Origin of the sequence: Neomesorhizobium albiziae, from assembly GCF_900114255.1 — a bacterium.
GTDB classification, from domain to species: Bacteria; Pseudomonadota; Alphaproteobacteria; order Rhizobiales; family Rhizobiaceae; genus Neomesorhizobium; species Neomesorhizobium albiziae.
In genome coordinates this window covers 349163-373216 of the sequence record NZ_FOSL01000003.1, presented here as the reverse complement: position 1 = coordinate 373216, position 24054 = coordinate 349163, and the positions used below count along the sequence as shown (strand labels likewise).

General features: G+C 63.4%; 20 protein-coding genes and 1 pseudogene. 19 read left to right on the top strand and 2 right to left on the bottom strand.

The window, feature by feature from the left end; translation table 11 throughout:
- Positions 1-4: 4 nt before the first annotated feature.
- The 7 genes from F3H98_RS08310 to F3H98_RS08280 all read left to right on the top strand — a co-directional run bounded on the left by F3H98_RS08310 (position 5) and on the right by F3H98_RS08280 (position 6590).
- The gene (locus F3H98_RS08310) at positions 5-700 is read left to right on the top strand and encodes an aspartate/glutamate racemase family protein (protein ID WP_149759651.1); all 696 of its coding nucleotides are present in this window, start codon (positions 5-7) and stop codon (positions 698-700) included.
- A gap of 93 nt (positions 701-793) precedes the next feature.
- Positions 794-1189 carry an AGROH133_08824 family phage infection protein gene (locus tag F3H98_RS08305; protein ID WP_149759650.1) on the top strand — a complete coding sequence of 132 codons (396 nt, stop codon included), beginning with the start codon at positions 794-796 and terminating at the stop codon, positions 1187-1189.
- Positions 1190-1426: 237 nt separating this feature from the next.
- Complete coding sequence (locus tag F3H98_RS08300) at positions 1427-1987, top strand: F0F1 ATP synthase subunit delta (RefSeq protein ID WP_149759649.1); 561 nt, start codon at positions 1427-1429, stop codon at positions 1985-1987.
- Positions 1987-3516 (top strand): F0F1 ATP synthase subunit alpha, encoded by a 1530-nt coding sequence (gene atpA, locus F3H98_RS08295; RefSeq protein WP_149759648.1) that lies wholly within the window; start codon positions 1987-1989, stop codon positions 3514-3516. The genes F3H98_RS08300 and atpA overlap by 1 nt, the downstream gene beginning before the upstream one ends.
- Positions 3517-3544: 28 nt before the next feature.
- Entirely contained in the window at positions 3545-4429 is an 885-nt protein-coding gene (locus tag F3H98_RS08290; protein ID WP_149759647.1) for a F0F1 ATP synthase subunit gamma, read from the top strand.
- 67 nt (positions 4430-4496) lie between these two features.
- Complete coding sequence (gene atpD, locus F3H98_RS08285) at positions 4497-6071, top strand: F0F1 ATP synthase subunit beta (RefSeq protein WP_149759646.1); 1575 nt, start codon at positions 4497-4499, stop codon at positions 6069-6071.
- A 114-nt stretch (positions 6072-6185) separates the two neighbouring features.
- Positions 6186-6590, top strand: a complete 405-nt coding sequence (locus F3H98_RS08280) for a F0F1 ATP synthase subunit epsilon (RefSeq protein ID WP_149759645.1) — start codon at positions 6186-6188, stop codon at positions 6588-6590.
- 144 nt (positions 6591-6734) lie between these two features.
- Here F3H98_RS08280 and F3H98_RS08275 read toward each other — a convergent pair.
- A pseudogene (locus tag F3H98_RS08275) lies at positions 6735-7188 on the bottom strand (acetamidase/formamidase family protein); the annotation flags it as partial.
- 23 nt (positions 7189-7211) lie between these two features.
- Here F3H98_RS08275 and F3H98_RS08270 point away from each other — a divergent pair.
- The 7 genes from F3H98_RS08270 (at position 7212) to F3H98_RS08240 (ending at position 15469) form a co-directional block, all read left to right on the top strand.
- Positions 7212-8972 (top strand): alpha/beta fold hydrolase, encoded by a 1761-nt coding sequence (locus F3H98_RS08270; protein ID WP_149759644.1) that lies wholly within the window; start codon positions 7212-7214, stop codon positions 8970-8972.
- The gene (gene phaZ, locus F3H98_RS08265) at positions 8959-9840 is read left to right on the top strand and encodes a poly(3-hydroxyalkanoate) depolymerase (protein WP_244621641.1); all 882 of its coding nucleotides are present in this window, start codon (positions 8959-8961) and stop codon (positions 9838-9840) included. The genes F3H98_RS08270 and phaZ overlap by 14 nt, the downstream gene beginning before the upstream one ends.
- Positions 9833-10657, top strand: a complete 825-nt coding sequence (locus F3H98_RS08260; protein ID WP_149759643.1) for an SDR family NAD(P)-dependent oxidoreductase — start codon at positions 9833-9835, stop codon at positions 10655-10657. Before phaZ ends, F3H98_RS08260 begins: the two co-directional genes overlap by 8 nt.
- Positions 10658-10821: 164 nt before the next feature.
- The gene (locus F3H98_RS08255; protein ID WP_149759642.1) at positions 10822-11457 is read left to right on the top strand and encodes a TetR/AcrR family transcriptional regulator; all 636 of its coding nucleotides are present in this window, start codon (positions 10822-10824) and stop codon (positions 11455-11457) included.
- A gap of 187 nt (positions 11458-11644) precedes the next feature.
- Complete coding sequence (locus tag F3H98_RS08250; protein WP_149759641.1) at positions 11645-12520, top strand: transporter; 876 nt, start codon at positions 11645-11647, stop codon at positions 12518-12520.
- A gap of 1028 nt (positions 12521-13548) precedes the next feature.
- Positions 13549-14334, top strand: a complete 786-nt coding sequence (locus tag F3H98_RS08245) for a 3-hydroxybutyrate dehydrogenase (protein WP_149759640.1) — start codon at positions 13549-13551, stop codon at positions 14332-14334.
- Positions 14335-14344: 10 nt separating this feature from the next.
- Positions 14345-15469, top strand: coding sequence for a patatin-like phospholipase family protein (locus tag F3H98_RS08240; RefSeq protein WP_149759639.1), 1125 nt, complete (start codon positions 14345-14347; stop codon positions 15467-15469).
- A gap of 18 nt (positions 15470-15487) precedes the next feature.
- Here the strand turns inward: F3H98_RS08240 and F3H98_RS08235 are convergent, their stop codons facing one another.
- Positions 15488-16102: a TetR/AcrR family transcriptional regulator gene (locus tag F3H98_RS08235; RefSeq protein ID WP_149759638.1), complete on the bottom strand. Its 615-nt coding sequence runs from the start codon at positions 16100-16102 to the stop codon at positions 15488-15490.
- A gap of 92 nt (positions 16103-16194) precedes the next feature.
- On the opposite strand from F3H98_RS08235, the gene F3H98_RS08230 reads away from it, so the two are divergent.
- The 5 genes from F3H98_RS08230 (at position 16195) to F3H98_RS08210 (ending at position 24054) form a co-directional block, all read left to right on the top strand.
- Positions 16195-16653 carry a (2Fe-2S)-binding protein gene (locus F3H98_RS08230; RefSeq protein WP_149759637.1) on the top strand — a complete coding sequence of 153 codons (459 nt, stop codon included), beginning with the start codon at positions 16195-16197 and terminating at the stop codon, positions 16651-16653.
- Between the two features lie 2 nt (positions 16654-16655).
- On the top strand, positions 16656-18929 hold the full coding sequence (locus F3H98_RS08225; RefSeq protein ID WP_149759636.1) for a xanthine dehydrogenase family protein molybdopterin-binding subunit: 2274 nt from the start codon (positions 16656-16658) through the stop codon (positions 18927-18929).
- Positions 18926-19525, top strand: a complete 600-nt coding sequence (locus F3H98_RS08220) for a hypothetical protein (RefSeq protein ID WP_149759635.1) — start codon at positions 18926-18928, stop codon at positions 19523-19525. Before F3H98_RS08225 ends, F3H98_RS08220 begins: the two co-directional genes overlap by 4 nt.
- A 195-nt stretch (positions 19526-19720) precedes the next feature.
- The gene (locus F3H98_RS08215) at positions 19721-20854 is read left to right on the top strand and encodes an efflux RND transporter periplasmic adaptor subunit (RefSeq protein ID WP_149759634.1); all 1134 of its coding nucleotides are present in this window, start codon (positions 19721-19723) and stop codon (positions 20852-20854) included.
- Positions 20855-20874: 20 nt separating this feature from the next.
- Positions 20875-24054: an efflux RND transporter permease subunit gene (locus F3H98_RS08210; protein ID WP_149759633.1), complete on the top strand. Its 3180-nt coding sequence runs from the start codon at positions 20875-20877 to the stop codon at positions 24052-24054.

The window sequence follows — 24054 nt, the reverse complement described above, 5'->3', positions numbered from 1 at the left end:
CGTCATGAAAACCCTCGGCCTGATCGGCGGCATGAGCTGGGAATCGACGGCGATCTATTACCGCCATCTCAACGAGATCGTACGCGAGCGGCTGGGCGGCCTGCATTCGGCCAAGCTGCTCCTGTGGTCGTTCGATTTCGCCGAGATCGCCGAACGCCAGCATGCAGGCGACTGGCAGGGTGCCGCGGCGCTGCTCTCGGCTGCGGCGAAGAAACTGCAGGAGGGCGGCGCCGAAGGCTTGCTCATCTGCACCAACACGATGCACCGCATGGCCGACGAGGTGCAGGCGGCGGTTTCGATCCCGCTGATCCATATCGCCGACGCGACCGCCGGCGTAATGAAGCAGGGCGGCGCCACGAAGCCGGCGTTGCTCGCCACTGGGTTCACCATGGAACAGGATTTCTACAAGGGCCGGTTGGCGCGCAAGCATGGCATGGCGCCGGTGGTGCCGGACGAGGCAGGCCGCGCCATGGTCCACCGCGTCATCTATGACGAACTCTGCAAGGGCATCATCACCGCCGAATCGAAAGCCGCCTACATCGCCGAGGTCGCCAACATGCGGCGTGGTAACGACATCGACAGCGTCATCATGGGCTGCACCGAGATCACCATGCTGATCGGGCAGGAGGATTTCGATATTCCGGTCTTCGACACCACGCGCATCCATGCGCAGGCAGCGGTCGATTTCGCGCTGGGCTGAACAAACAGATAGAGCGGAATGCTTGGGTTCAACCCGGATGCATTCCGCTCTAGAATGACCGCGATTTCAAACAGTCATTTTTGAGGGGACATCATGGAATTCTCGTTTCCCTGGCCGACAAGCCAAGGCGAATGGCTGGCATGGTCGTCCGCCGTCGTAACGGTTCTGCTCGGCCTCATCTTCCTGTTTGCGCCGCGGCTCAGCTTCCGCCTCCTGCACCTGCAGCCCACCGAAAAACACCCCGAAGCGGTCGGCGAGGCGCGCGCCACCATGTCCGGCTTCTATCTGGGCGTCGGCCTCTGCTGCATTCTGCTGGCGCAGCCGCTGCTTTACATGGCGCTCGGCTTCTCCTGGCTTTTCACCGCGTTCGGCCGCATCGTCTCGATGCTGTCGGACGACGGCAACACACTCTACAACTGGGTTTGGCTGGTCATCGAACTGACTTTGGCGGCGCTGCCGCTGGCTCTTGCTTTGGGCTTCGTTCCCTGATTCCCGGCGACGCCTGGGCGGGTATGACAGTGCTGCGACAAAACTGCCTGAAAAGCGTGTGTTTTGCCGTGTTGCCGTAGCCAAAAGCCTGTGCTAGACGGCAATCGACTTTTGGCCGGGGGGTGCCGTCAGGAATCCCTTAAAGCCAGTAAAATTCAACAAGGTCAAAGATTTAGCCAGAGTCCGGTACTCGCGCCAGAAATCTTGCGGCCTGTCAGACGAGAGAAAAGACGGTCCGTGGCTCAGTCTAACTCGCCAATCTCCGGTGTTGCCGAGCGTTATGCGGGTTCATTGTTCGAACTCGCCGCCCAGGCAAACACCGTCGCCGAGGTGGAAAAGAACCTCGGCCGCTTCGAAGAGCTGCTTCAGGGCAGCGACGATCTCGACCGGTTGATCAAGAGCCCGGTTTTCTCGGCCGAAGACCAGCTGAAAGCCATCTCGGCCATCCTCGACACGGCGAAGATTGGCGGTCTCGTCGGCAATTTCCTGCGCGTCGTGGCCAGGAACCGCCGCCTGTTCGCCGTCCCCGGCATGATCCGCGCCTTCCGCCGCATCGCCGCCGAGGCGCGCGGTGAAATCTCTGCAGAAGTCACGTCGGCGCATGCGCTGACGCCGGCCCAGCAAACCGAGCTGAAGGCGGCGCTGAAAGGCGTTGCCGGCAAGGACGTCTCGATCGCCGTGACGGTCGATCCGTCGCTGCTCGGCGGTCTCGTCGTCAAGATGGGCTCGCGCCAGATCGACACGTCGCTCAAAACCAAACTCAATTCGCTCAAGCTTGCACTGAAAGAGGTCGGCTGATGGATATCCGCGCCGCGGAAATTTCCGCAATCCTGAAAGATCAGATCAAGAACTTCGGCAAGGAGGCTGAAGTCTCCGAAGTCGGCCAGGTGCTGTCCGTCGGTGACGGTATCGCCCGTGTCTACGGCCTCGACAACGTCCAGGCGGGCGAGATGGTCGAATTCCCCGGCGGCATCCGCGGCATGGCGCTCAACCTCGAAAGCGACAATGTCGGCGTCGTCATCTTCGGCAACGACCGCGACATCAAGGAAGGCGACACCGTCAAGCGCACCGGCGCCATCGTTGACGCCCCCGTCGGCCCCGGCCTGCTCGGCCGTGTCGTCGACGCGCTCGGCAACCCGATCGACGGCAAGGGCCCGATCAAGGCGGAGAAGCGCATGCGCGTCGACGTCAAGGCGCCCGGCATCATTCCCCGCAAGTCGGTGCACGAGCCCATGTCGACCGGCCTGAAGGCCATCGACGCGCTCATCCCGGTCGGACGCGGCCAGCGCGAGCTGGTCATCGGCGACCGCCAGACCGGCAAGACCGCCATCATCCTCGACACCATCCTGAACCAGAAGGCCATTCACCAGAGCGGCCCGGATTCGGAAAAACTCTACTGCGTCTACGTCGCCGTCGGCCAGAAGCGCTCGACCGTCGCTCAGTTCGTGAAGGTGCTCGAAGAGCGCGGCGCGCTCGAATATTCGATCATCGTCGCCGCCACCGCATCGGACCCGGCTCCGATGCAGTTCCTGGCGCCGTTCACCGCCTGCACCATGGGCGAATATTTCCGCGACAACGGCCAGCACGCGCTGATCGGCTATGACGACCTGTCCAAGCAGGCCGTCGCCTACCGCCAGATGTCGCTGCTCCTGCGCCGCCCGCCGGGCCGCGAAGCCTATCCGGGCGACGTCTTCTACCTGCACTCGCGCCTGCTCGAGCGCGCCGCCAAGCTCAACGACGACAACGGCAACGGTTCGCTGACCGCGCTGCCGGTCATCGAGACGCAGGCCAACGACGTGTCGGCCTACATCCCGACCAACGTGATCTCGATCACCGACGGCCAGATCTTCCTCGAGACCAACCTGTTCTTCCAGGGCATCCGCCCGGCGGTGAACGTCGGCCTCTCGGTGTCGCGCGTCGGTTCGTCGGCGCAGATCAAGGCGATGAAGCAGGTCGCCGGCTCGATCAAGGGCGAGCTCGCGCAGTATCGCGAAATGGCGGCCTTCGCGCAGTTCGGTTCTGATCTCGACGCTGCCACGCAGCGCCTCCTGAACCGCGGCGCCCGCCTGACGGAGCTGCTGAAGCAGCCGCAGTTCTCGCCGCTCAAGGTCGAAGAGCAGGTCGCGGTGATCTTCGCCGGCGTCAATGGCTACCTCGACAAGCTCGCCGTCAACCAGGTCGGCAAGTTCGAGCAGGGGCTGCTCGCCCACATGCGCTCGGAAGGCAAGGGCGTGCTCGATACGATCCGCAAGGACAAGCAGCTGACGGATGAGACGCGCGCCAACCTCAAGGCGCAGATCGACGCGTTCGCCAAGAACTTCGCCTGAACAGGGCGGAACGGATCAGGGTTGAGGCATGGCTTCACTAAAAGACCTTCGTAACCGTATCGCCTCGGTCAAGGCGACGCAGAAGATCACCAAGGCGATGCAGATGGTCGCCGCGGCGAAACTGCGCCGCGCCCAGGAAGCGGCGGAAGCGGCCCGGCCCTATTCGCAGCGCATGGGCGCCGTGCTCGCCAACATCGCTCAGGCGGTCGGCGGCGGCGGCGAAGCCCCGGCGCTGATGACCGGCACCGGCAAGGACGACGTGCACCTGCTCGTCGTCTGCACCGCCGAGCGCGGCCTTTGCGGCGGCTTCAACTCGCAGATTTCGCGGCTTGCCCGCGAGCATGCCCGCAAGCTCATCGCGGCGGGCAAGACCGTCAAGATCATCAGCGTCGGCAAGAAGGGCTACGATATCCTTCGCCGCGACTATGGCAACCTGATCATCGACCGCGTCGACCTGCGCGAAGTGAAGACGCTCGGCTTCGTCAATGCCGACGCCATCGCCCGCAAGGTGATCGCGCTGTTCAACGAAGGCCAGTTCGACGTCTGCACGCTGTTCTATTCGGAATTCAAGTCGGTGATCAGCCAGGTTCCGACGGCGCAGCAGATCATCCCGGCGGCCGACTCGGTCGCCGCCGCGGAGCCGGAATCGGCCGGCAGCGCCGTCTACGAATACGAGCCGGAGCCGGGCGAAATTCTTGGCGACCTCATCCCGCGCAACATCGCGGTGCAGATTTTCCGGGCGCTGCTCGAAAACGCTGCCGGCGAGATGGGCGCCAAGATGAGCGCCATGGACAATGCGACACGCAATGCCGGCGAGATGATCAACAAGCTGTCGATCACCTACAACCGTCAGCGCCAGGCGCAGATCACCAAGGAACTGATCGAAATCATTTCGGGCGCCGAAGCGCTCTAGGCGCGCGGGCGCGGAAGGCAAAGCTTCCGCATCGCGCGAGACGAAACGGACGAAAAGGGTAGACAAAATGGCGAAAGCAGCGACCCCGAAGAAGGCCGCACCGGCCAAGGCGCCGGCAGCGGCGGCAAAGGCTCCGGCGGCCAAGAAGACGGCGCCGGTCAAGGCGGCGGCTCCCGTGAAGGCGGCGGCGGCCAAGGCGCCGGCAACGGCGAAGAGGGCATCCGGATCGGTCGGCAAAGTCCGCCAGGTCATCGGCGCCGTCGTCGACGTGCAGTTCGACGAAGGCAACCTGCCGGCGATCCTGAACGCGCTGGAAACCGACAACCGCGGCAACCGCCTGGTTCTCGAAGTCGCCCAGCATCTTGGCGAAAACACGGTCCGCACCATCGCCATGGACTCGACCGAAGGTCTCGTCCGCGGCCAGGCGGTCACCGACACCGGCGGCCCGATCTCGGTGCCGGTCGGCCCCGAAATGCTCGGCCGCATCATCAACGTCATCGGCGAGCCGGTCGATGAGGAAGGCCCGGTCAAGGCGACCGAATTCCGCGCCATCCACCAGCCGGCTCCGGAATATGTCGACCAGTCGACGGAAGCGCAGATCCTGATCACCGGCATCAAGGTGCTCGACCTCTTGGCTCCCTACGCCAAGGGCGGCAAGATCGGTCTGTTCGGCGGCGCCGGCGTCGGCAAGACCGTGCTGATCCAGGAACTGATCAACAACATCGCCAAGGCCCACGGCGGCTACTCGGTGTTCGCCGGCGTCGGCGAGCGCACCCGCGAGGGCAATGATCTCTATCACGAGTTCATCGAATCGGGTGTCAACAAGAAGGGCGGCGGCGAAGGCTCCAAGGCTGCCCTCGTCTACGGCCAGATGAACGAGCCGCCGGGCGCGCGCGCCCGCGTCGGCCTGACCGGCCTCACGGTCGCCGAATATTTCCGCGACCAGGGCCAGGACGTGCTGTTCTTCGTCGACAACATCTTCCGCTTCACCCAGGCGGGTTCGGAAGTGTCGGCGCTTCTCGGCCGCATTCCTTCGGCCGTGGGCTACCAGCCGACGCTCGCCACCGACATGGGCGCGCTGCAGGAACGCATCACCACCACCACCAAGGGTTCGATCACCTCGGTGCAGGCGATCTACGTGCCGGCCGACGACTTGACCGACCCGGCGCCGGCAACGTCGTTTGCCCACCTTGACGCGACGACGACGCTCAACCGCTCGATCGCCGAAAAGGGCATCTATCCGGCGGTGGATCCGCTCGACTCGACCTCGCGCATGCTCGACCCGCTGGTCGTCGGCGAGGAGCACTACGCGGTCGCCCGCCAGGTGCAGTCGATCCTCCAGCGCTACAAGTCGCTGCAGGACATCATCGCGATCCTGGGTATGGACGAGCTGTCGGAAGAAGACAAGCTGGCCGTTGCCCGCGCCCGCAAGATCGAGCGCTTCCTGTCGCAGCCGTTCTTCGTCGCCGAAGTGTTCACGGGTTCGCCGGGCAAGCTGGTCGACCTCGCCGACACCATCAAGGGCTTCAAGGGCCTGGCCAACGGCGACTACGACCACCTCCCCGAAGCCGCCTTCTACATGGTCGGCACCATCGAGGAAGCGGTCGAAAAGGCGCAGCGCCTGGCGGCGGAAGCGGCCTGAGTGTGAATGGTCAATAGTGAATGGTGAATGGAGGTAGCGAATAGCAGATGATGACGTGGTGACGGGTCGTTGCGGCCATCCACCATTCACCATTCACTATTCACTAATTGGATCATGGCCGACAACTTCAAATTCGAACTCGTCTCGCCCGAGCGTCTGCTGGTCTCCGAAGAGGTCCAGCATGTCGTCATTCCGGGCGCCGAAGGCGAGATGACCGTGATGGCCAACCACGCGCCGGTGATGACCACCATCAAGCCGGGCGTCGTCACTGTTAAACCCGCCTCGGGCGCGGAAGAGCGTTATGTGGTGTTCGGCGGCTTCGCCGACATCTTGCCGGAAGGCTGCACGCTGCTCGCCGAATCGGCGGTTGCTGTCGGCGACATCGATCGCGACGACCTTGCCCGCCGCATACAGGAGGCCAAGGAAGACGTGGCCGACGCCAAGGACGACAAGGCAAAGACCAAGGCCGAGCAGTTCCTCGCCCAGCTTACCACGCTGGAAAGCGCGCTGGCCGCCTGACCGCCGCCTGCGAACGGAATTGAAAAGAGCCGGGTTCAGCCCGGCTTTTTTGTCCAGAGTGTCGGGACCTTCGCTTTGCGAGGTCTTCTGCCTCGTTGAGGCGAAATAATCGTGCTCCAACGGGCGGGTGTGCAGCCAGATTCGTCAGGAGGCGCTCTTCGGATCGGGAAGGTATCGCTTGTTGATGGACGCTCCCAATGTGTATTTGGGATCGACCATATTGCCGCACTTTTCCGACCTGGGTCAGGAGCATATACGCATCGATTTCACTGAAGCCGTAGTCGGCCGCCATCCAGCGGACCAGTTCGCGGTAGGCGATCCGCGCGGCGTCTTCCATGGGCCGCCCGGAGCCGATGGTCATGATCGTTTCCGCCGTCTCCAGGCGGGCCCAGCGGAAATTCCAGCCCTTGATCAGGTCGATCTGGACGGTGGTGACGGTCGGGTGCTCGATGGCGACGCCGCAGAGTTCGCCATCGCCCTGGGCCGCGTGGCAATCGCCGAGATAGAGAAGGCCGCCCGGCGCATTCACCGGCAGGTAGATCACGGCGCCGGGCGCGACGTCGGGCAGATCCATGTTGCCGCCGACTACTCCTGGAAGGCGCCGACCAGGGAAGGCTTGTGATGGCCGCGACGGCAAGACGCAAGGCCGGCAACGGCCCCGCCGGCGATAGCCGGCCAGCAGCCGACGAGACGGCTGCGTCGATGCCCAACGACCAGATCCACCGCACGGTGGAGAGCGCGCTTGGGCAGAACGTGACCGGCGATTTCCTGCCGTCGGATCTCATCGGCACGGCCAACGCCATGATGGTCGACGCTTTCACCAAGCCGATGGCGGCTGCCAGGGCGGCCTTCGGCTTCTGGGGCGATCTCGGCCGTCTCGCCACAAGCGGCGCGCGGCGCGAACCGGAAGCGGGCGACCGCCGCTTCGCCGACGACGCTTACCGCGACAATCCGTATTACGCCGGCCTGCTGCAGACCTATCTGGCGTGGCGCGCGGCGGTCGGGACCTATGCCGACGATGCTGGCGTGGACGATCGCGGCCGCTTCCTGCTCGAGCAGGTGGGCGAAGCCTTCGCGCCGACCAATTTCCTGCTCGGCAATCCGGCGGCTGTGCGCGAAGCGCGCGACACCAAAGGCATGAGCATAGTGCGCGGCGCGCAGAACCTGATCGGCGACGTACGAAAACGCCGGCCGATCCCGAGCCAGGTCGACGAGAGCGCCTTCGAGGTTGGCGGCAATCTCGCTGTCACACCGGGTTCGGTGGTGCTGCGCACGGAGATGTTCGAGCTCATCCAGTATGCGCCGCAGACGCAAGAGGTGCATGAGCGGCCGATCCTCGTCGTGCCCTCGATCGTCAACAAGTTCTACATCTTCGATATCGCGCCAAAGCGCAGCATCCTGGAATATTTCATCCAGAAGGGGCACTCGGTGTTCGTGCTGGCCTGGCGCAACCCGCAAAAGCGGCATGACCGCTGGGGCATGCCGGACTATCAGGACGCGGTCGACGCCGCGATCGACGCGACGTCAGCCATCGCCGGCTCCAGCGATGTCAACATCTGGGCGGTGTGCGGGGCGGGCCCGGTCGTCGTTTCGATGGCCGGCTACTACGCGGCGAAAAACACGCGCAAGATCAATAGCCTGCTCCTGGTGGTGTCGCCGCTCGACATGAAGGCGATGTCGAAGGCTCCGTCGCTGAGCGCCTTCGTCAAAGAAGAGGGCGCTGCCGCCAGTGCGGTCATGAAAAAGGTGGCCCGTAACAAACGTATCAGCGCCAATGAGTTTACCCTGCTGTTCGCGATGCTGCGGCCGAACGACCTGATCTGGAACTACTGGGTCAGCAACTATCTCCTGGGCAAGACGCCGTCCGCCTTCGACGTGCTGTACTGGAACGGCGACGGCACCGGCATGACGGCGCAGTTCAACCACGATTTCTCGCGGTTCGTGGAGGAAAATCCCTTCGTCACCGATGGCGCAATGACGGTGCGCGGCACGCCGATTGCCGGGCTCGCAGATCTCGGCATCGACAGCTACGTGCTGGGCGCGGCGAACGACCATCTCTGCGTCTGGCAGAGCGTCTACCGCAGCGCCCAGCTGCTGGGTGAGCGCAGCCAGTTCGTGCTCGGCAACTCAGGCCATATCCAGACCATCGTCTGCCCGCCGGGCAATCCCAAGGCGAGTTTCTTCACCCATGGCGAAAAGCCCGACACTGCCGAGGAATGGCTCGCTTCCGCCACCCGGCACGCCGGCAGCTGGTGGGACCATGGCGTCGCCTGGACGTCCGAGCGTGGCGGCGCTCTTGTCCCCGCTCCCGACAGCCCGGGCAACAAGGACTTTCCGCCGCTCGGGGCCGCACCCGGCACCTATGTCCATGAACGCGGCTAGAAGCGCCTCGGCAAAAAACAAAATCGACGAGCCGGCGCGGCTCGTCCGCGGCGCGGCCACGCGCGAGATGCAGCTGTCGCAGGTCACGGTCTATGGCTCCAGCATCCGCGTGGCGGTATGGCCCGGCGACAAGGCGAAGACGCCGCTGCTCCTGCTCAATGGGATCGGCGCGAGCCTGGAGCTTCTGGTGCCGTTCGCCGACGCGTTGGCCGGGCGCGAGATCATCGCCTTCGACGTGCCCGGCACCGGCGAATCCGGCCCGATGCTCGTGCCCTATCGGATGTGGATGCTGTCCATGGTCGCCAGCGGCGTTCTGGACAAGCTCGGCTACGGCCAGGTCGACGTGCTCGGCGTCTCCTGGGGCGGGGCTTTCGCGCAGCAGTTCGCGCTGCAGAATCCGCGGCGCTGCCGCAGGTTGATCCTCGCTGCGACCTCGCAAGGCGTCTTGATGGTGCCGCCGAAGCTTTCGGTGCTGGCCAAGTTCATCACGCCGAAGCGGTTCAACGACGCCAGCTACCGCGCCGGGATCGCCGGCCAGATCTATGGCGGCAAGGCCCGCGACAGCAAGTCGCCGGTCGAGGAATTCCGCAAGACCAGCAAGCTTGGCTATCTCTACCAGCAGCTCGCCCTGATGGGCTGGACGAGCGTGCCGTGGCTGCCGCTGCTCGGTCAGCCGACACTGGTGATGGCCGGCGATGACGATCCGGTCATTCCGCTGGTGAACGCAAAGATCCTGGCCGGCCTCATCCGCGACAGCCGGCTGCACGTCTTCGAAGACGGCCACCTGTTCCTGATCTCCAGCGCGCGGGAAGCCGCAGGCGTGGTCAGCGAATTCCTGGACAGCAACGAGAGGGACGGACATGGGTAAACTCGACGGAAAGGTCGCTCTGATCTCCGGCTCGGGCCGCGGCATCGGCAGGGAGATCGCGCTGAAACTGGCGCGCGACGGCGCGCGCATCGTCGTCAACGATCTCGACGGAACCTTCGCCGAAGAAACGGTCGCAGCCATCGGCGACGCCGGTTCTAAGGCGATCGCCTGTGTGGGCAGCGTCACCGACGCGGATTTCGGGCACCGTTTCGTCAAGACCGCGATCGATTCCTTCGGCAGGCTGGACATCATCGTCAACAATGCCGGCTACACCTGGGACAACACTGTCGGCAAGATGACGGACGAGCAGTGGTACGCGATGATCGACGTCCACATGACCGCGCCATTCCGCATCTTGCGCGCCGCTTCCGAATTCATCCGCGCCAATGCGAAGATGGAAGCAGAAGAGGGCCGCGAAGTGTTCCGCAAGGTGGTCAACATCTCTTCGCTGGCCGGCGTCGGCGGCAATGCCGGCCAACTCGGCTATGGCGCCGCGAAAGCCGGCGTCAATGGCATGACGAAGGTCATGGCGAAGGAGTGGGGACGCTTCAAGGTCAATGTCAACAGCGTCGCCTTCGGCCTGATCAAGACGCGCCTGACCCAGGCGCCGGCCGGCGCGAGCACAATCAAGGTCGAGGGCCGCGACATCAAGGTCGGCGTCAATCCTGATGTCATGAAGGCGCTTGAAGAGGGCATTCCGCTTGGCCGGGGCGGCACGCCGGAGGAGGCGGCGGGCGCCATATACCTCTTCTGCATCCCGGAATCGAACTACATCAGCGGACAGGTTGTCGTCTGCAGCGGCGGCTACATGTTCTGACGGACAAGCGGGAGACCGGCATTCCGGGCGGCAATGCAAGGCATTCAATCGATTTGATTTTCGATGGCGGTATATGAGGAATGCGTGATAAGCTGACTCGCCTTTTCAACATGCCCTCGGGTTCATATGTTGGGGGGAGTGGAGCGAATCTGAGAGACCTTTTGATGGAATTGGCCCAGAAGCAGAGGAAGGAGCGACGCCCTCCGGCGGACAAGTTCTCCGAACGCCGGGCCGAACTTGTGAATGCCGCCCTGCATACGCTGGCGGAACTGGGTTACGCCCGCACGAGCTTGCGGGAGATCGCACAGAAATCCCGTTTCTCGCATGGCGTGATCCACTACTACTTCAGCGACAAGGATGACCTGATCGCCTACTGCGTGCGGGACTACAAGGCGAAGTGCGTGCTTCGCTACGACCAGATCGTGCTCGATGCGGCTTCGTACGAGGAACTGCGGGAGAAATTCGCAAGCGGCCTTGCCCAGACGCTTCGCGAGGACGCATTGCTGCATCGCCTCTGGTATGACCTGCGGTCGCAGGCTCTGTTCGAGGACACTTTTCGAGGCGATGTCGCCGAAATCGACAAGAGCCTGGAAGACATGGTCTGGCGGGTCATGACCAAGGCGTTTTCGCTGCGCGGCATTCAGCCCACGGTCTCCCGGGAAGTGGCCTATGCGTCGCTGGACGGGCTGTTTCAAACGGCGCTTTTGCGTTTCCTGGATGACGATCCCGCTGCCTTGACGGATCTGCAGACGCACGTTCGCGAATTCCTCTCCCTCTGCTGCGCCCCGCAGCGGAACTGATCCGAAAAACACCGGACAATTCGCGCACGCCTTGTCGTGCGCCGGCTAATTCGTTGCAGAATAGTCACAACCCATGCGCGAATCTTCCGCGACGTGATTGCATCCTTGACGATTGACCAAATTCTTTCTTACGACTGGCTTGTAAATTTTGGTCAGCTGTCAAGACAATTCTGGGAGGATTTGGGGAATGACGAAGAGGGGACAGTTTGCGGCGGGCTTTGCCGGCTGTTTGAGCGCGGCCACGCAGGCGCAGGCACTCGATATTTTTCCGGCCGACTATACGGTCCTGCCTTCGGGCACCAACTTGTTTCTCGCTTACGGGCAATACTCCACCGCCGGCAGTCTTAATGTCGACGGCGTCGGCGATGTTCCGAATTCCGAACTCGGCGTCGGTCTCGGCATCGCGCGCTATCTCCACTACAACGATATTGGCGGCATTCCGATTGCGGTGCAGGCCTTCTTGCCTTTTGGCGGCTTTACCGAGGCGCGCATCGGCGGCGGCGAGCCTCCGACGAAGGATGGGCTTGGCGATCTGACCTTCGGGTTCACTGTCTTTCCGGTGCACAGCGCTGAGCCGACCGGCACGACGATCGGCGTGACCGCCTATCTGGTGACACCGACGGGCGCCTTCAGCGACAATCCGAGCGCCATCAATCTGGGATCGGGAAGCTGGAGCTTCATGCCGCAGGTCGGTCTCATTCAGGGCCTGGGCAACGGTTTCTTTGTCGACGCCGCCTTCGATGTGAACTGGCGGGCCGACCATACCGAAAATGGCATCGAGTTCTCGCGCGACGCTTCGGCCCAGTTCCAGGCCTATCTGCGCTATCAGTTCTCCCCGACCACCTCGGTGTCGGTCGGCTATTCCGGAACGTTCGGCGGCGAGAATTTCGTCAATGACACCTATACCGGGATCAAGACCCGCAACGATCAGATCCGCCTCCATGCCAGCACCTTCCTCACGCCGACACTTCAGCTCGGCGGCATGATCGGCACTGACGTGAATGCCGAAGGCGGCTTCGAGCAGGACTTCGTCGGAACGATCCGCCTGCTGAAACTATTCTAGCACAGGTTGCGGCTCGTCACGCCAACGTGGGCAACCGTTGGCGACTGGCGGCGACCTTGAGGCCAGCGCATCTCCTCCTTGTGGGGAGATGCGCTGGTGTTCGCGCCACGCCATCATGGCCGGAATCTCCATCATGCCGTGACAGGGCGGCAGTACGAAAGCGGCACAGAACGCGCGCCTCTCCCTTCTCCCCTTGTGGGAGAAGGTGGCCGAGCCCGAGCTTGCGAGGGTGAGGTCGGATGAGGGGTGCTGGGCGAAGCGCGACTCATCAGGCTGGAAACACCCCTCATCCGCCTTCGCTGCGCTCAGGCGCCTTCTCCCACAACAAGGGGAGAAGGCCGGTTCCCCCATAGTCAGCACCTGTCAGCAGTCTTTCATTTTCTTTTATCCACACCCCTCGATCCCTCCCGCATAATGGCTGCATCGCCCTCACGGGAACCTGGTGCGCACCGGGTATCAGGGAGGGCGACGGTGCCGGATCGGCAGCGCTACGGTGGCGTTGCTGGGGAATGAACCCGTAGGTCCGGGCCCTGACCGAGGCTAGTTCGCGGTGTGAAAGCCGCGCTCCCTGCGGTAGGGCAAGAACACCGGCGGCGCCTGGGAAGGCGCCAATAATTTACTTACGAGGTGCTGACCCGGCGCCCCGCTTCCCCATTTTCCCCAGCAATGGCCAGACCGGAAACGGGGCGTGGCGACGGAGAAGCTTGTGCTGATGAAGAACCCCCTCTCCGTCTCGGCTTCGCCTCGACACCTCTCCCCCGCTCGGCGGGGGCGAGGAACCGCTGCCGCGATGCCGACGCCCTTCCAGCTTGGGTTCCTCGCCCCCATGAAATGGGGGAGAGGTGGTTTGCGTAGCAAACCGGAGAGGGGGTCTTGATAGACAAGCCGGCAGACCAGAGCGGAGCGAAGGAGCGCAAGCGGGCGTGGTCATCGACGTTCACAAACAGGGTGATAACACTGCCTTCGCATTTTTGCTGCAAAGCAATATGTATATTGCGCCGCAACAAGACTGCCGAAAGGACACTATCATGGCACTTGCCAAGAAGACCGCCATCATCACCGGCTCAACCTCGGGCATTGGCCTGGCGATCGCCCATGCGCTCGCCGCCGAAGGCTGCAATATCGTCGTCAATTCCTTCTCCGACACCGAAGCAGACCATGCCATTGCGGCCGAGATCGCCGCGAAACATGCGGTCGAGGCGATCTATGTCCAGGCCGACATGTCTAAGGGCGACGATTGCCGCGCGCTGGTGAAGAAAGCCGCGGAAAGGTTTGGCGGCGTCGACATCCTGGTCAACAATGCCGGCATCCAGCACGTCGCGCCGGTCGACGAATTCCCGGCCGAACAGTGGGATCGCATCATCGCGATCAACCTTTCCTCGGCCTTCCACACCACGGCTGCCGCGCTGCCGCTGATGAAGGCAAGGAAGTGGGGCCGCATCGTCAATATCGCCTCGGCGCACGGGCTGCGTGCGTCGCCGTTCAAATCGGCCTATGTATCTGCCAAGCATGGCATTCTCGGCCTCACCAAGACGGTGGCGCTGGAAGTCGCCGAACAGGGCATCACCTGCAACGCCATCTGCCCCGGCTACGTGCTGACCCCGCTGGTCGAGGCGCAGATTCCCGATCAGATGAAGGCGCACAACATGGACCGCGAGACCGTCATCCGCGAGGTCATGCTCGACCGGCAACCGACCAGGCAGTTCGCCACGGTCGAGCAGATCGGCGGCACCGTCGCCTTCCTCTGTTCCGACAACGCCGCGCAGATCACCGGCACGCCGATCTCGGTGGATGGCGGCTGGACCGCTCAGTGAGATCGCCCGGATGAACACCAACGCCAAAGGCGAGAAAAAGCCGGTCAACATCGCGCTGCAGGGCGGCGGCTCGCATGGCGCCTTCTCCTGGGGCGTGCTCGACCGCCTGCTGGAGGATGGCCGCCTCGATTTCGCAGCGGTGTCCGGCACCAGCGCCGGCGCCATGAACGCGGTCGCCATGGCCGACGGATGGATGCGTGGCGGCGCCGACGGAGCACGGCAGAAGCTCGCCGATTTCTGGCGCGCGGTCGGCCGCACCGGTCGCTTCAGCCCGGTGCAGCGCTCGCCCTGGGACATGCTGTGGGGCAACTGGTCGGTCGAAAACACGCCGGGCTATTTGTGGTTCGATTCCATGTCGCGGCTGTTTTCGCCCTATCTCGCCAATCCCTACAACATCAATCCGCTGCGCGATGTGGTGCGCGCCGAGATCGATTTCGACAATGTGCGCGCCTGCAAGGCGCTGAAGCTGTTCCTGTCAGCAACCAATGTCGAAACCGGCCAGCTGCGGGTCTTCGAAACGGAGGACATAAGCGAGGACGTGGTGATGGCCTCGGCCTGCCTGCCGCTGATCTTCCAGGCCGTCGAGATTGACGGCGCGCCCTATTGGGACGGCGGCTATGGCGGCAATCCGGCGATCTACCCGTTCTTCTACACAAATGCCACCGAGGACGTGCTGCTTGTCCAGATCAATCCGGTGGTTCGCGAGGGTGTGCCAAGGACCGCCAACGAGATCCAGAACCGCATCGACGAAATCACCTTCAACGCCGCACTGCTGCGCGAATTCCGCGCCATTGCCTTCATCAAGGAACTGATCGCCGCCGGCCGCATCCCGCATGGCGAATACCGGGATATCCGCATGCACCGCATCGATGCCGACGAGGCTTTCAAGGATCTCTCCGCCTCCTCCAAGGTCAATGCCGAATGGGCTTTCCTCGAATATCTGCGCGACCTCGGCCGCTCGGCGGCCGGTGACTGGCTGGAAGAAAATTACGACAAGGTCGGCAAGGAGCCGACGCTCGACCTCTCCGACATGCTGGTGCCCGGCATGGTTCCAAAACGCCCGCACGGCGTCGGCAGCCGTGTCCGTGCATTCCTTGCCAACCGGGCGAAGCCGGAGGCGGTGAGGAAGAGGTGAAGCCTGTCAAAAAGCCGTTCAGGGCCTGAGGATGCGTTCCACCGCGCGTATCAGCCCACGCGCACCTTCGCGCTGTGCATCCGGGTCGGGATTGCGCATCTTCATGCCCTCCAGCCCATCGAGCAGCAGGTTTGCAAGCATCGCGGCCGACAGCCCGCTGGCGCCGAGGTCCGTTCCCGCACGCGCCGCCTCCTCCTCGATCGCCGCCGCCAGCAGGCCGGTCATCGTGTTGCGCCACGTTTCGACGACATCGCCGGCGAGGCTGTTCTTCTTGTCGAGGATCTCGGCGCCGTGGGCGGACTGCTGGAATGTCTGCATCAGCGCGATCAGCGCTTCGTCGGCCACCGCCTCCATGCGCCTGGCGAACGGTTCGTCGCGCGCGAGCGCCGCGCGGGCAGTGTCGAGGCTGTGGCGCAGCAGCGTCTCGGCGATGGCGCGGTAGATGTCCGTCTTGTTCTTGAACAGCAGGTACAGCGCCGGCCGTGACAAGTCCGAGGCGCGCGCGATGTCGTCCATCGTCGTGCGCGCGAACCCGTACGCCAGAAACACCTTCATCGCGCCGTCGAGGATGCGGGCGCGCTTCAGGCTTTCCAGCGTCTGCGGTGTACCGTCGTCGATCGCCGAGCCGTCCATCTTTCCTCAATTGACAAAATAACAGAATTTGTCAAGATGTTCTTAAGCGACGGTGTCGCTAAGGGCTATGGACGACAACGAAGGGTATCCCCATGCGCCTCACGGTCAACGGCAAGGCCATCGACATCGACGCCGATCCTGAGATGCCGCTTTTGTGGGCGCTGCGAGACATCGCGGGCATTCTCGGTCCGAAATTCGGCTGCGGCATTGCAGCCTGCGGCGCCTGTACGGTGCATGTCGGCGGCGTGCCGGTGCGCTCCTGCGTCCTGCCGGTCGGCGACGTCGAAGACAACGTCCTCACCATCGATGGACTTGCCCAGGATGGCAGGCTGCACCCGGTTCAGCAGGCATGGCTGGAAGAGCAGGTCGCACAATGCGGCTATTGCCAGGCCGGGCAGATCATGACCGCCGTGGCGCTTCTGGACGAGATTTCCGACCCGACCGACGAAGACATTGACAACGCCATGGGGGGCAATCTCTGCCGCTGCGGTACCTATCCGCGCATCCGCGCCGCCATCAAGCGCGCGGCGTCTCTGAAAGCGGGGGCCTGACAATGGGCGCCATCGCCACGATCACCCGCCGCAGCTTGCTGATCGGCGCTGCCGCAATCGCCGGAGGCGTCGCCGTCGGCTATTTTTATTACCGCAAACCATTCCCCAATCCGCTCGACGACGATCTGGCGGAAGGCAACGTCACCTTTAACCCCTATGTGAAGATCGCCGCCGACAACACGGTGACGGTCATCGTGCCGCGCGCCGAAATGGGCCAGGGCGTGACGACGACGCTTGCGGCCCTCGTCGCCGAGGAACTGGACGTCGCGCTCGATGCGATCAAGGTCGAGCATGGTCCGGCTTCCTACGCCTACTACAACCGTGAAATGCTGGCGGAAGGCGGCCCTTTTGCCTTCTTCGACGATGGGCTGATCGCAGAATCCGGACGTGCCGCGTTCGGTGCGGCCAGCAAGTTCCTTGGCCTGCAAGGCACCGGCGGGTCTGCATCCGTCCGCGACGCGTTCGACAATATGCGTCAGGCGGGTGCGGCGGCGCGGCAGATGCTGATTGCAGCGGCGGCGACGAGGCTTGATGTTCCGGCCGGCGAACTCCGGACCACCGACGCAACGATTGTGCACCAGCCGTCCGGCAAGTCGGTGACGTATGGCGAGGTGGCCGTGGATGCCCAAACCCTGGCGCCGGAGACCTTGCAGCTGAAGGAAAAGGCCCACTGGCGGCTGCTCGGCAAACCGCAGATGCGCACCGACATGCTGGCGAAGGTCACCGGCGCGCCGATCTTCGGGGTCGACGTCAATCTGCCGGACATGCTCTACGGCACGGTGAAAATGAGCCCGCGCTTCGGCGCTAAACCCACGAAGATCGATCTCTCCGCGGCGGAAAAAATGCCAGGCGTGGTCAAGATCGTGCAGATGGACACCACCTACGGCCATGGCTTCGGCATCATCGCTCAAAATACCTGGGCGGCGTTCAAGGCAGCCGAGGCGATAGCGGTGGAGTGGGGCGAGCCAGACTATCCCGCCGACAACGCCGCTATTTCGAAAGCCCTGCAGGATGCGCTGGCCTCGGCGGACGGTTCTGCGCTGCGCGACGACGGCAACGTCGACACGGCCTTCGCCGACGTAGCGCGGGAGAAACTCGTCGAGGCGGATTACGAGGTGCCTTATCTCGCCCACGCCTGCATGGAGCCGATGAACGCCACTGCGCGGTTGAAGGACGGGGTTCTCGATCTCTGGTCACCCAACCAGGTACCCACCATCACCCGCCAGCTCTGCGCCGGCCTTGCCGGCGTCGGTCAGGACAACGTCAATGTCCACACCACCTATATGGGCGGCGGTTTCGGGCGCCGCGGCGAGGTCGACTTTTCGATGTTTGCGACGCTGATCGCCAAGGAGGCCGACGGCCGGCCGGTCAAGGTGACATGGACGCGCGAGGAGGATGTCCGCCACGACGTCTACCGCCCTGCCGCTGCAGGCAAGTTCAGGGCTCGCCTCGGCGACGACGGCATGCCGGTCGCCGTCGACATGGCAATCGCCTCGCCATCGGTCATGGCGAGCATTTTGCGCCGCACCTTTCCCTGGCTGTGGCTGCCCGGTCCCGACAAGACGATCGTCGAAGGCTCGTTCGACCAGCCCTACACGATCCCGGACTATCGGGTGACGGCCATTCCGGCAGCCATTTCCATTCCGGTCGGCTTCTGGCGCTCGGTTGGAAATTCCTACAACGGCTTCTTCCACGAATGCTTTATGGACGAGCTCGCGGCGGCCGGCAAACTCGATCCTGTCGAGATGCGCAGGAAATTGCTGGCGGCCCAGCCGGCCGCGGTGAAGGTGGTCGAGAAAGTCGCCGAGATGGCGAAATGGGGCGAGGCGCTGCCGGCCGGCAAGGCCAAAGGGTTTGCCTTCACGCTGTCGTTCGGCAGCTGGGTCGGTGAGATCGTGCAGATCGCCGACACCCCGGCGGGTATCCGGCTGGAAAAGATGTGGATTGCGGCCGATGTCGGCACCGCGCTCGATCCCGGCATAATCGAGGCACAACTGGTCTCCGGCGCGGTTTACGGGTTGTCAGCGGCGATGGGGCAGGAGGTCACCTTCGCCGATGGCATGGTCGAGCAATCCAACTTCCACGACTACGACGCGATGCGCATCTTCCAGTGCCCGGAATTCGAAGTGGCTATCCTGGAGAACTACCACAAGTTGGGCGGCGTCGGCGAAATCGGCACGCCGCCCGCGGCTCCGGCATTGGCCAATGCCGTCTTCGCTCTGACCGGGAAACGCATCCGCAAACTGCCGCTCAACAAGGAGGTGTCGTTTGCATGAAAGCGCTCGCCGTAACCCTGGCCTCGGCAGCCCTGGTCGTCGTTGGAGCAGGCATCGCGCCCGCGCAGGACGCAAATCCTGAACCGCCGTCGGCGGCCGACACCGCCAAGGGTCTGCAGGAATGGGAAAGGATTTACGCCGTCTTTTCCCATCCGCGCTGCGCCAACTGCCACGTCGAGGATGATCATCCACGCTGGTCCGGCCCCGAATTCGCGACGACAAGGGTACATGGCTTCAACGTGCAGCGTGGCTTGGACGGATCGGGCATGGGCAATGCCGGCCTGCGCTGCAACACATGTCACTTCGAGACGAACTCAAGTGTGCCGCATGGACCGCCGGGCAATGAGAAATGGCAGCTCGCGCCGGTCGAGATGGTGTGGTTCGGCAAGTCGTCGGAGCAGATCTGCGCCCAGATAAAGGATCCGCAACGCAATGGCGGGCGCTCGCTGGAAAAGGTCGCCAAGCATGTGCACGAGGACGAACTTGTCGGTTGGGGATGGGACCCCGGCCCTGGGCGCGAGCCGGCGCCGGGCTCCGCCGAGGAGACGTTCCTTGCAATCCAGCGTTGGGTGGCGGCCGGCGCGCCGTGCCCCTGACTGCAAAACATCCTGACAACCAATTGTCAGGATTTGCCGATTCATGAAAATTTGTGACTGTTTTGCGATGCAACTTTGGGATACAAACCGCCGCCTGCCCCGCGAAGGCAGTATAAATTTGCATCCGGCGACCCGCGCACCCATATCGAAAGCGCTGGGCATGACAGCGGGCCGGAACCACATGGATAACATGAAATGCCACGGATGAGGTTCCACAAGGTTGCCGCTTTGATAGTGCTGGTCGCTTTCGCGGCATGGATGGGAACAGGAAAGTTTTCGTCTGTCGGCAGCGCGGCAGCCGAAGCCGAACAGAAACCCCAAGCGGCGGAACAGCCAAAGGCCCCCCTGCGGAAGGTCGCGGTGATTGCGCCGCCTCGCCTCGATCATGCGCGAGCGATCCGCATTTCCGGCCACACCGAAGCCGAGAAGCGCGCGCTGCTTGCCATTCGCGTCATGGGCATCATCAAGGAACTGCCGGTCAAGCAGGGCCAACATGTCAACCGTGGCGATCTGGTCATGAGGCTCGACGCCGAGGACAAGGAAGCTGCCGTCGATATGGCGGAAACGCTGGTCACGCAGCGCCAGGCGGAAGCCGATGCCGCCGAGAGACTGGTCAAGGGCGGCAACGCACCCAAGTTGCAGGCCGATCAGGCGCGGGCCGCACTTGCTGCCGCCAAGGCGCAGCGCGAGACGGCCAAGGCTGAACTCGCCCGCAACGAGATTTATGCGCCGTTCAATGGCGTTATCGACCGTGTACCGGTCGAACGCGGCAGCGCCATCATGGCGGGTGGCGAAGTAGCGACGCTGATCAATCTCGACCCGCTGCTGGTGATCGGCGAGGTGAGCGAGCGCGACCTGCAATATCTGAAGCTCGGTAACAACGCCGACATCCGGCTTGTCAACGGCGAGACGGTCAAGGGCACGCTGCGTTACATAAGCCGCGACGCCTCGGCCGCCACCCGCACCTTCCGCATCGAAGTGGCGGTGCCCAACGAGGACAAGCGGCTGCCGGCCGGGATGACTGCTGAAATCACGCTGCGGTCCGAACCTGTCGATGCGGTGGCGCTGCCGCGTTCCGTGGTGACGCTCGGCAACGATGGCGATCTCGGCATCCGAGCCGTCGATTCAGCTAACAAGGTTGGGTTTTTCCCGATCGACATCATCGACGACACGCCAAGTGGATTGTTGCTTGGCGGTATCCCGTCCGATGCACGGGTGATCGTCATGGGTCAGGATCTGGTCAAGGAGGGCGATGAAGTGATCCCCGAGGCCGTCGACCCCGAACTGGTCAAGAAGCTCGCCGGCCAAGCCGACAGCGGCATTAATTAGGGACTCGACACAGGTCTGTCATGGATATCGTCAAGCTTGCAATAAACAATGCGCGCCTGACGCTGTCGGTGCTGGTGTTCCTGCTGATCGCCGGGGCGCTTGCCTACCGCGCAGTGCCGAAAGAGGCCGAGCCGGACGTCGCAATCCCGATCATGTACGTTTCCCTGGTCTATCAGGGCATCTCCCCGGAGGACGCCGAGCGTCTTCTGTTGCGGCCGGTCGAGCAGCAGCTCAAGAACCTCAAGGGCCTCAAGGAGATGAAGTCGAACGCCTACCAGGGGGGCGCGAACGTCATCGTCGAGTTCGACCCCTCCGTGGATCTGGGCGACGCGCTCATCGAGACCCGCAACAAGGTTCAGGACGCCAAGCGTGATTTGCCGACCGGCGTTGAGGAGCCGACGGTCAACGAGGTGAACCTCTCGGAATTCCCGGTGGTGTTCGTTACCCTGTCGGGTGATATCCCGGAACGCGCTCTGACTGCCGCCGCCAAGGAACTCCAGGATCGCATCGAGGAGGTGCCTGGCGTGCTGGAAGCGCCGATCCAGGGCGCGCGCGACGATATGGTCGAGGCCGTCATCGACCCGATGAAGCTCGCATCCTACAATATGCGCCTCGATCAGCTGATCGAGGGGATCGGAGCGTCGAACAACCTTGTCGCGGCCGGTTCCATCGAAGGCGCCGAAGGCAAATACGCTATCAAGGTGCCGGCACTGATCGAGACGCCGGAAGATGTCGCCAACCTTCCCGTGGTCGCCAGATCGGATGCCGTGGTGCGGGTGCAGGATCTCGCCACAGTGCGCGCAACCTTCGAGGATGCCGAAACGATTGCCCGTCTCGACGGCAAGCCGGCCATCGTACTGGAGGTCAAGAAGCGCATCGGCGCCAATGTCGTCGAGACGATCGAAGGCGCCAAGAGGGTCGCGGACCGGTTCGTCGCCGACAGCAAGCAGACCCTGCCCGACCTGAAGGTGACCTACACCCAGGACAAGTCGACCTTCGTCAACCAGTTGCTGAATGACCTGCAGAACCACGTGTTGATCGCGGTCATCCTGGTCTTCATCGTCATCCTCTACGCGCTGTCCGGTCGCGCTTCGATGCTGATCGGTCTCGCCATCCCCGCCTCGTTCCTGATGGGCATCCTGGCGCTCGCGATGATGGGATACACGATCAACATGATCGTGCTCTTCTCGCTGATCCTGGCCGTCGGCATGCTGGTCGACGACGCAATCATCGTCACCGAATATGCCGAGCGGCGCATGTCGGAAGGCATGCCGAAGGCGCAGGCGTTCGAAGAAGCCGCCAAACGCATGGCTGGCCCGGTGATCGCGGCGACGCTCACCCGCATCGCCGCCTTCTCTCCGCTGCTGTTCTGGCCGGGTATCGTCGGCGACTTCATGAAATACCTGCCGATAACGTTGATCGTCACGCTTGCCGCATCCATGGCCTATGCGCTGATCTTCGCGCCGTCGATCGGAGCGATCATCGGCAAGGCGCCGCTGCATACCGAGGAGGACCGGCGGGACGGCCTTTACATGGCTGTGGTGAAGAAGGCGGTGCACTATCCGGTCACGGCGCTCCTGCTGACGGTCGCGCTGCTCAGCGGCGGCTTCTACGCCTATGTGAAATACGGCAACGGCGTCGAGTTCTTCCCCACCGTCGAACCGGACTACGGACTGCTCTATGTCCACGCCCGCGGCAATCTTTCGCTGGAAGAGATGGATATCGCCACGCGCGAAGCGGAGCGTCGTATCCTCGGGTGGCCCGGCATCAAGTCAGTCTACACGCGCGTCGGCAAGACGCGCGGCGGCCAGGACATCCCGGAGGACGTCGTCGGCGTCATCAACTACGAGTTCATCGACTGGCGCGAGCGCAAGTCGGCACACGATATTCTCGACGATCTGCGTGTCGCCATGGCCGGTATTCCGGGCGTCGATGTCGAAGTCCGCGTACCGGATGCGGGTCCGCCCACCGGCAAGCCGGTCCAGGTTCAGCTTTCCGCGGTCGATCCGACCGGGCTGAACGATTATGCCAAACAGGTGGCGGCGGCTGTCGCCAAGGTGCCTGGCGTCATCGACCTGTCGGACGGCCTGCCGCCGCCCGGGGTCGACTGGGCGCTGGAAGTCGACCGCGCCAAGGCTGCTCAATACGGTGTCAGCCCACTCGCCGTCGGCACGGTCGTGCAACTGGTGACGACCGGCCTCAAGCTGACGGAGTATCGGCCGGCGGGCGTCGACGACGCGGTCGATATTCGCCTTCGCCTGCCGGAGGACCGGCGCACACTGGCCGCCCTCGACCAGTTGCGGGTCGAAACGGCCGATGGCTCGGTGCCGATCTCGAACTTCGTCACCCGCAAGCCGGAATCGACCGTCGGCATCCTGAACCGCATCGACGGCAAGCGCACGATCACCATCCAGGCCAACGTCGCGAATGGTTTCCAGGTGGCGGAGGTACAGGCGGCGGTCACCAAAGTGGTTGGGGACATGGCCAAGCCGGGTGTCGACTGGAAGCTGGCCGGCTCGAATGAGGACAGCGCGGAAGCCGCCTCCTTCCTCACCAATGCCTTTGGCGCGGCGATGTTCCTGATCTTCATCGTGCTGCTCGCGCAGTTCAACAAGTTCACCAGCGTCGTGCTGGTGCTTACCTGCGTTGTGATGGCGATTGTAGGCGCACTGCTCGGCATGCTCGCGACAGGCCAGACCTTCGTCATTGTGATGTCCGGCATCGGTTTCATCGCGCTGGCCGGCGTGGTGGTGAACAACAACATCGTGCTGATCGATACTTACGACCGGCTGCGCGAGGAGGGCTGGAACAAATACGATGCGGTCATGCAGACCTGCCGTGAGCGTGCCCGTCCGGTGGTTCTGACCGCCGTTTCCGCGATCCTCGGCGTCTTGCCGATCGCTTTCGGCCTCGGGCTCGAAATCTTCCATCAGGAGACGACGATCAACGCGCCGTCAACGCAGTGGTGGATCGCGCTGTCGTCGGCGATCGTCTTCGGCCTGTCCTTCGCGACGGTACTGACGCTCGTGGTGACCCCTTCGATGCTGATGGTGTTCACCCGCGACACCCGCAAGGTGGGCGATGTCGGCTGGCTCGGGAAGATCAAGAAGCGGATGTTCGGGCGCGGAAAGGCGGTCGATGTGCCGGCACATGTGGGGCCGGTCAAGCCTAAAGTCGCCTACCCGAAGGCTGCCGAGTAG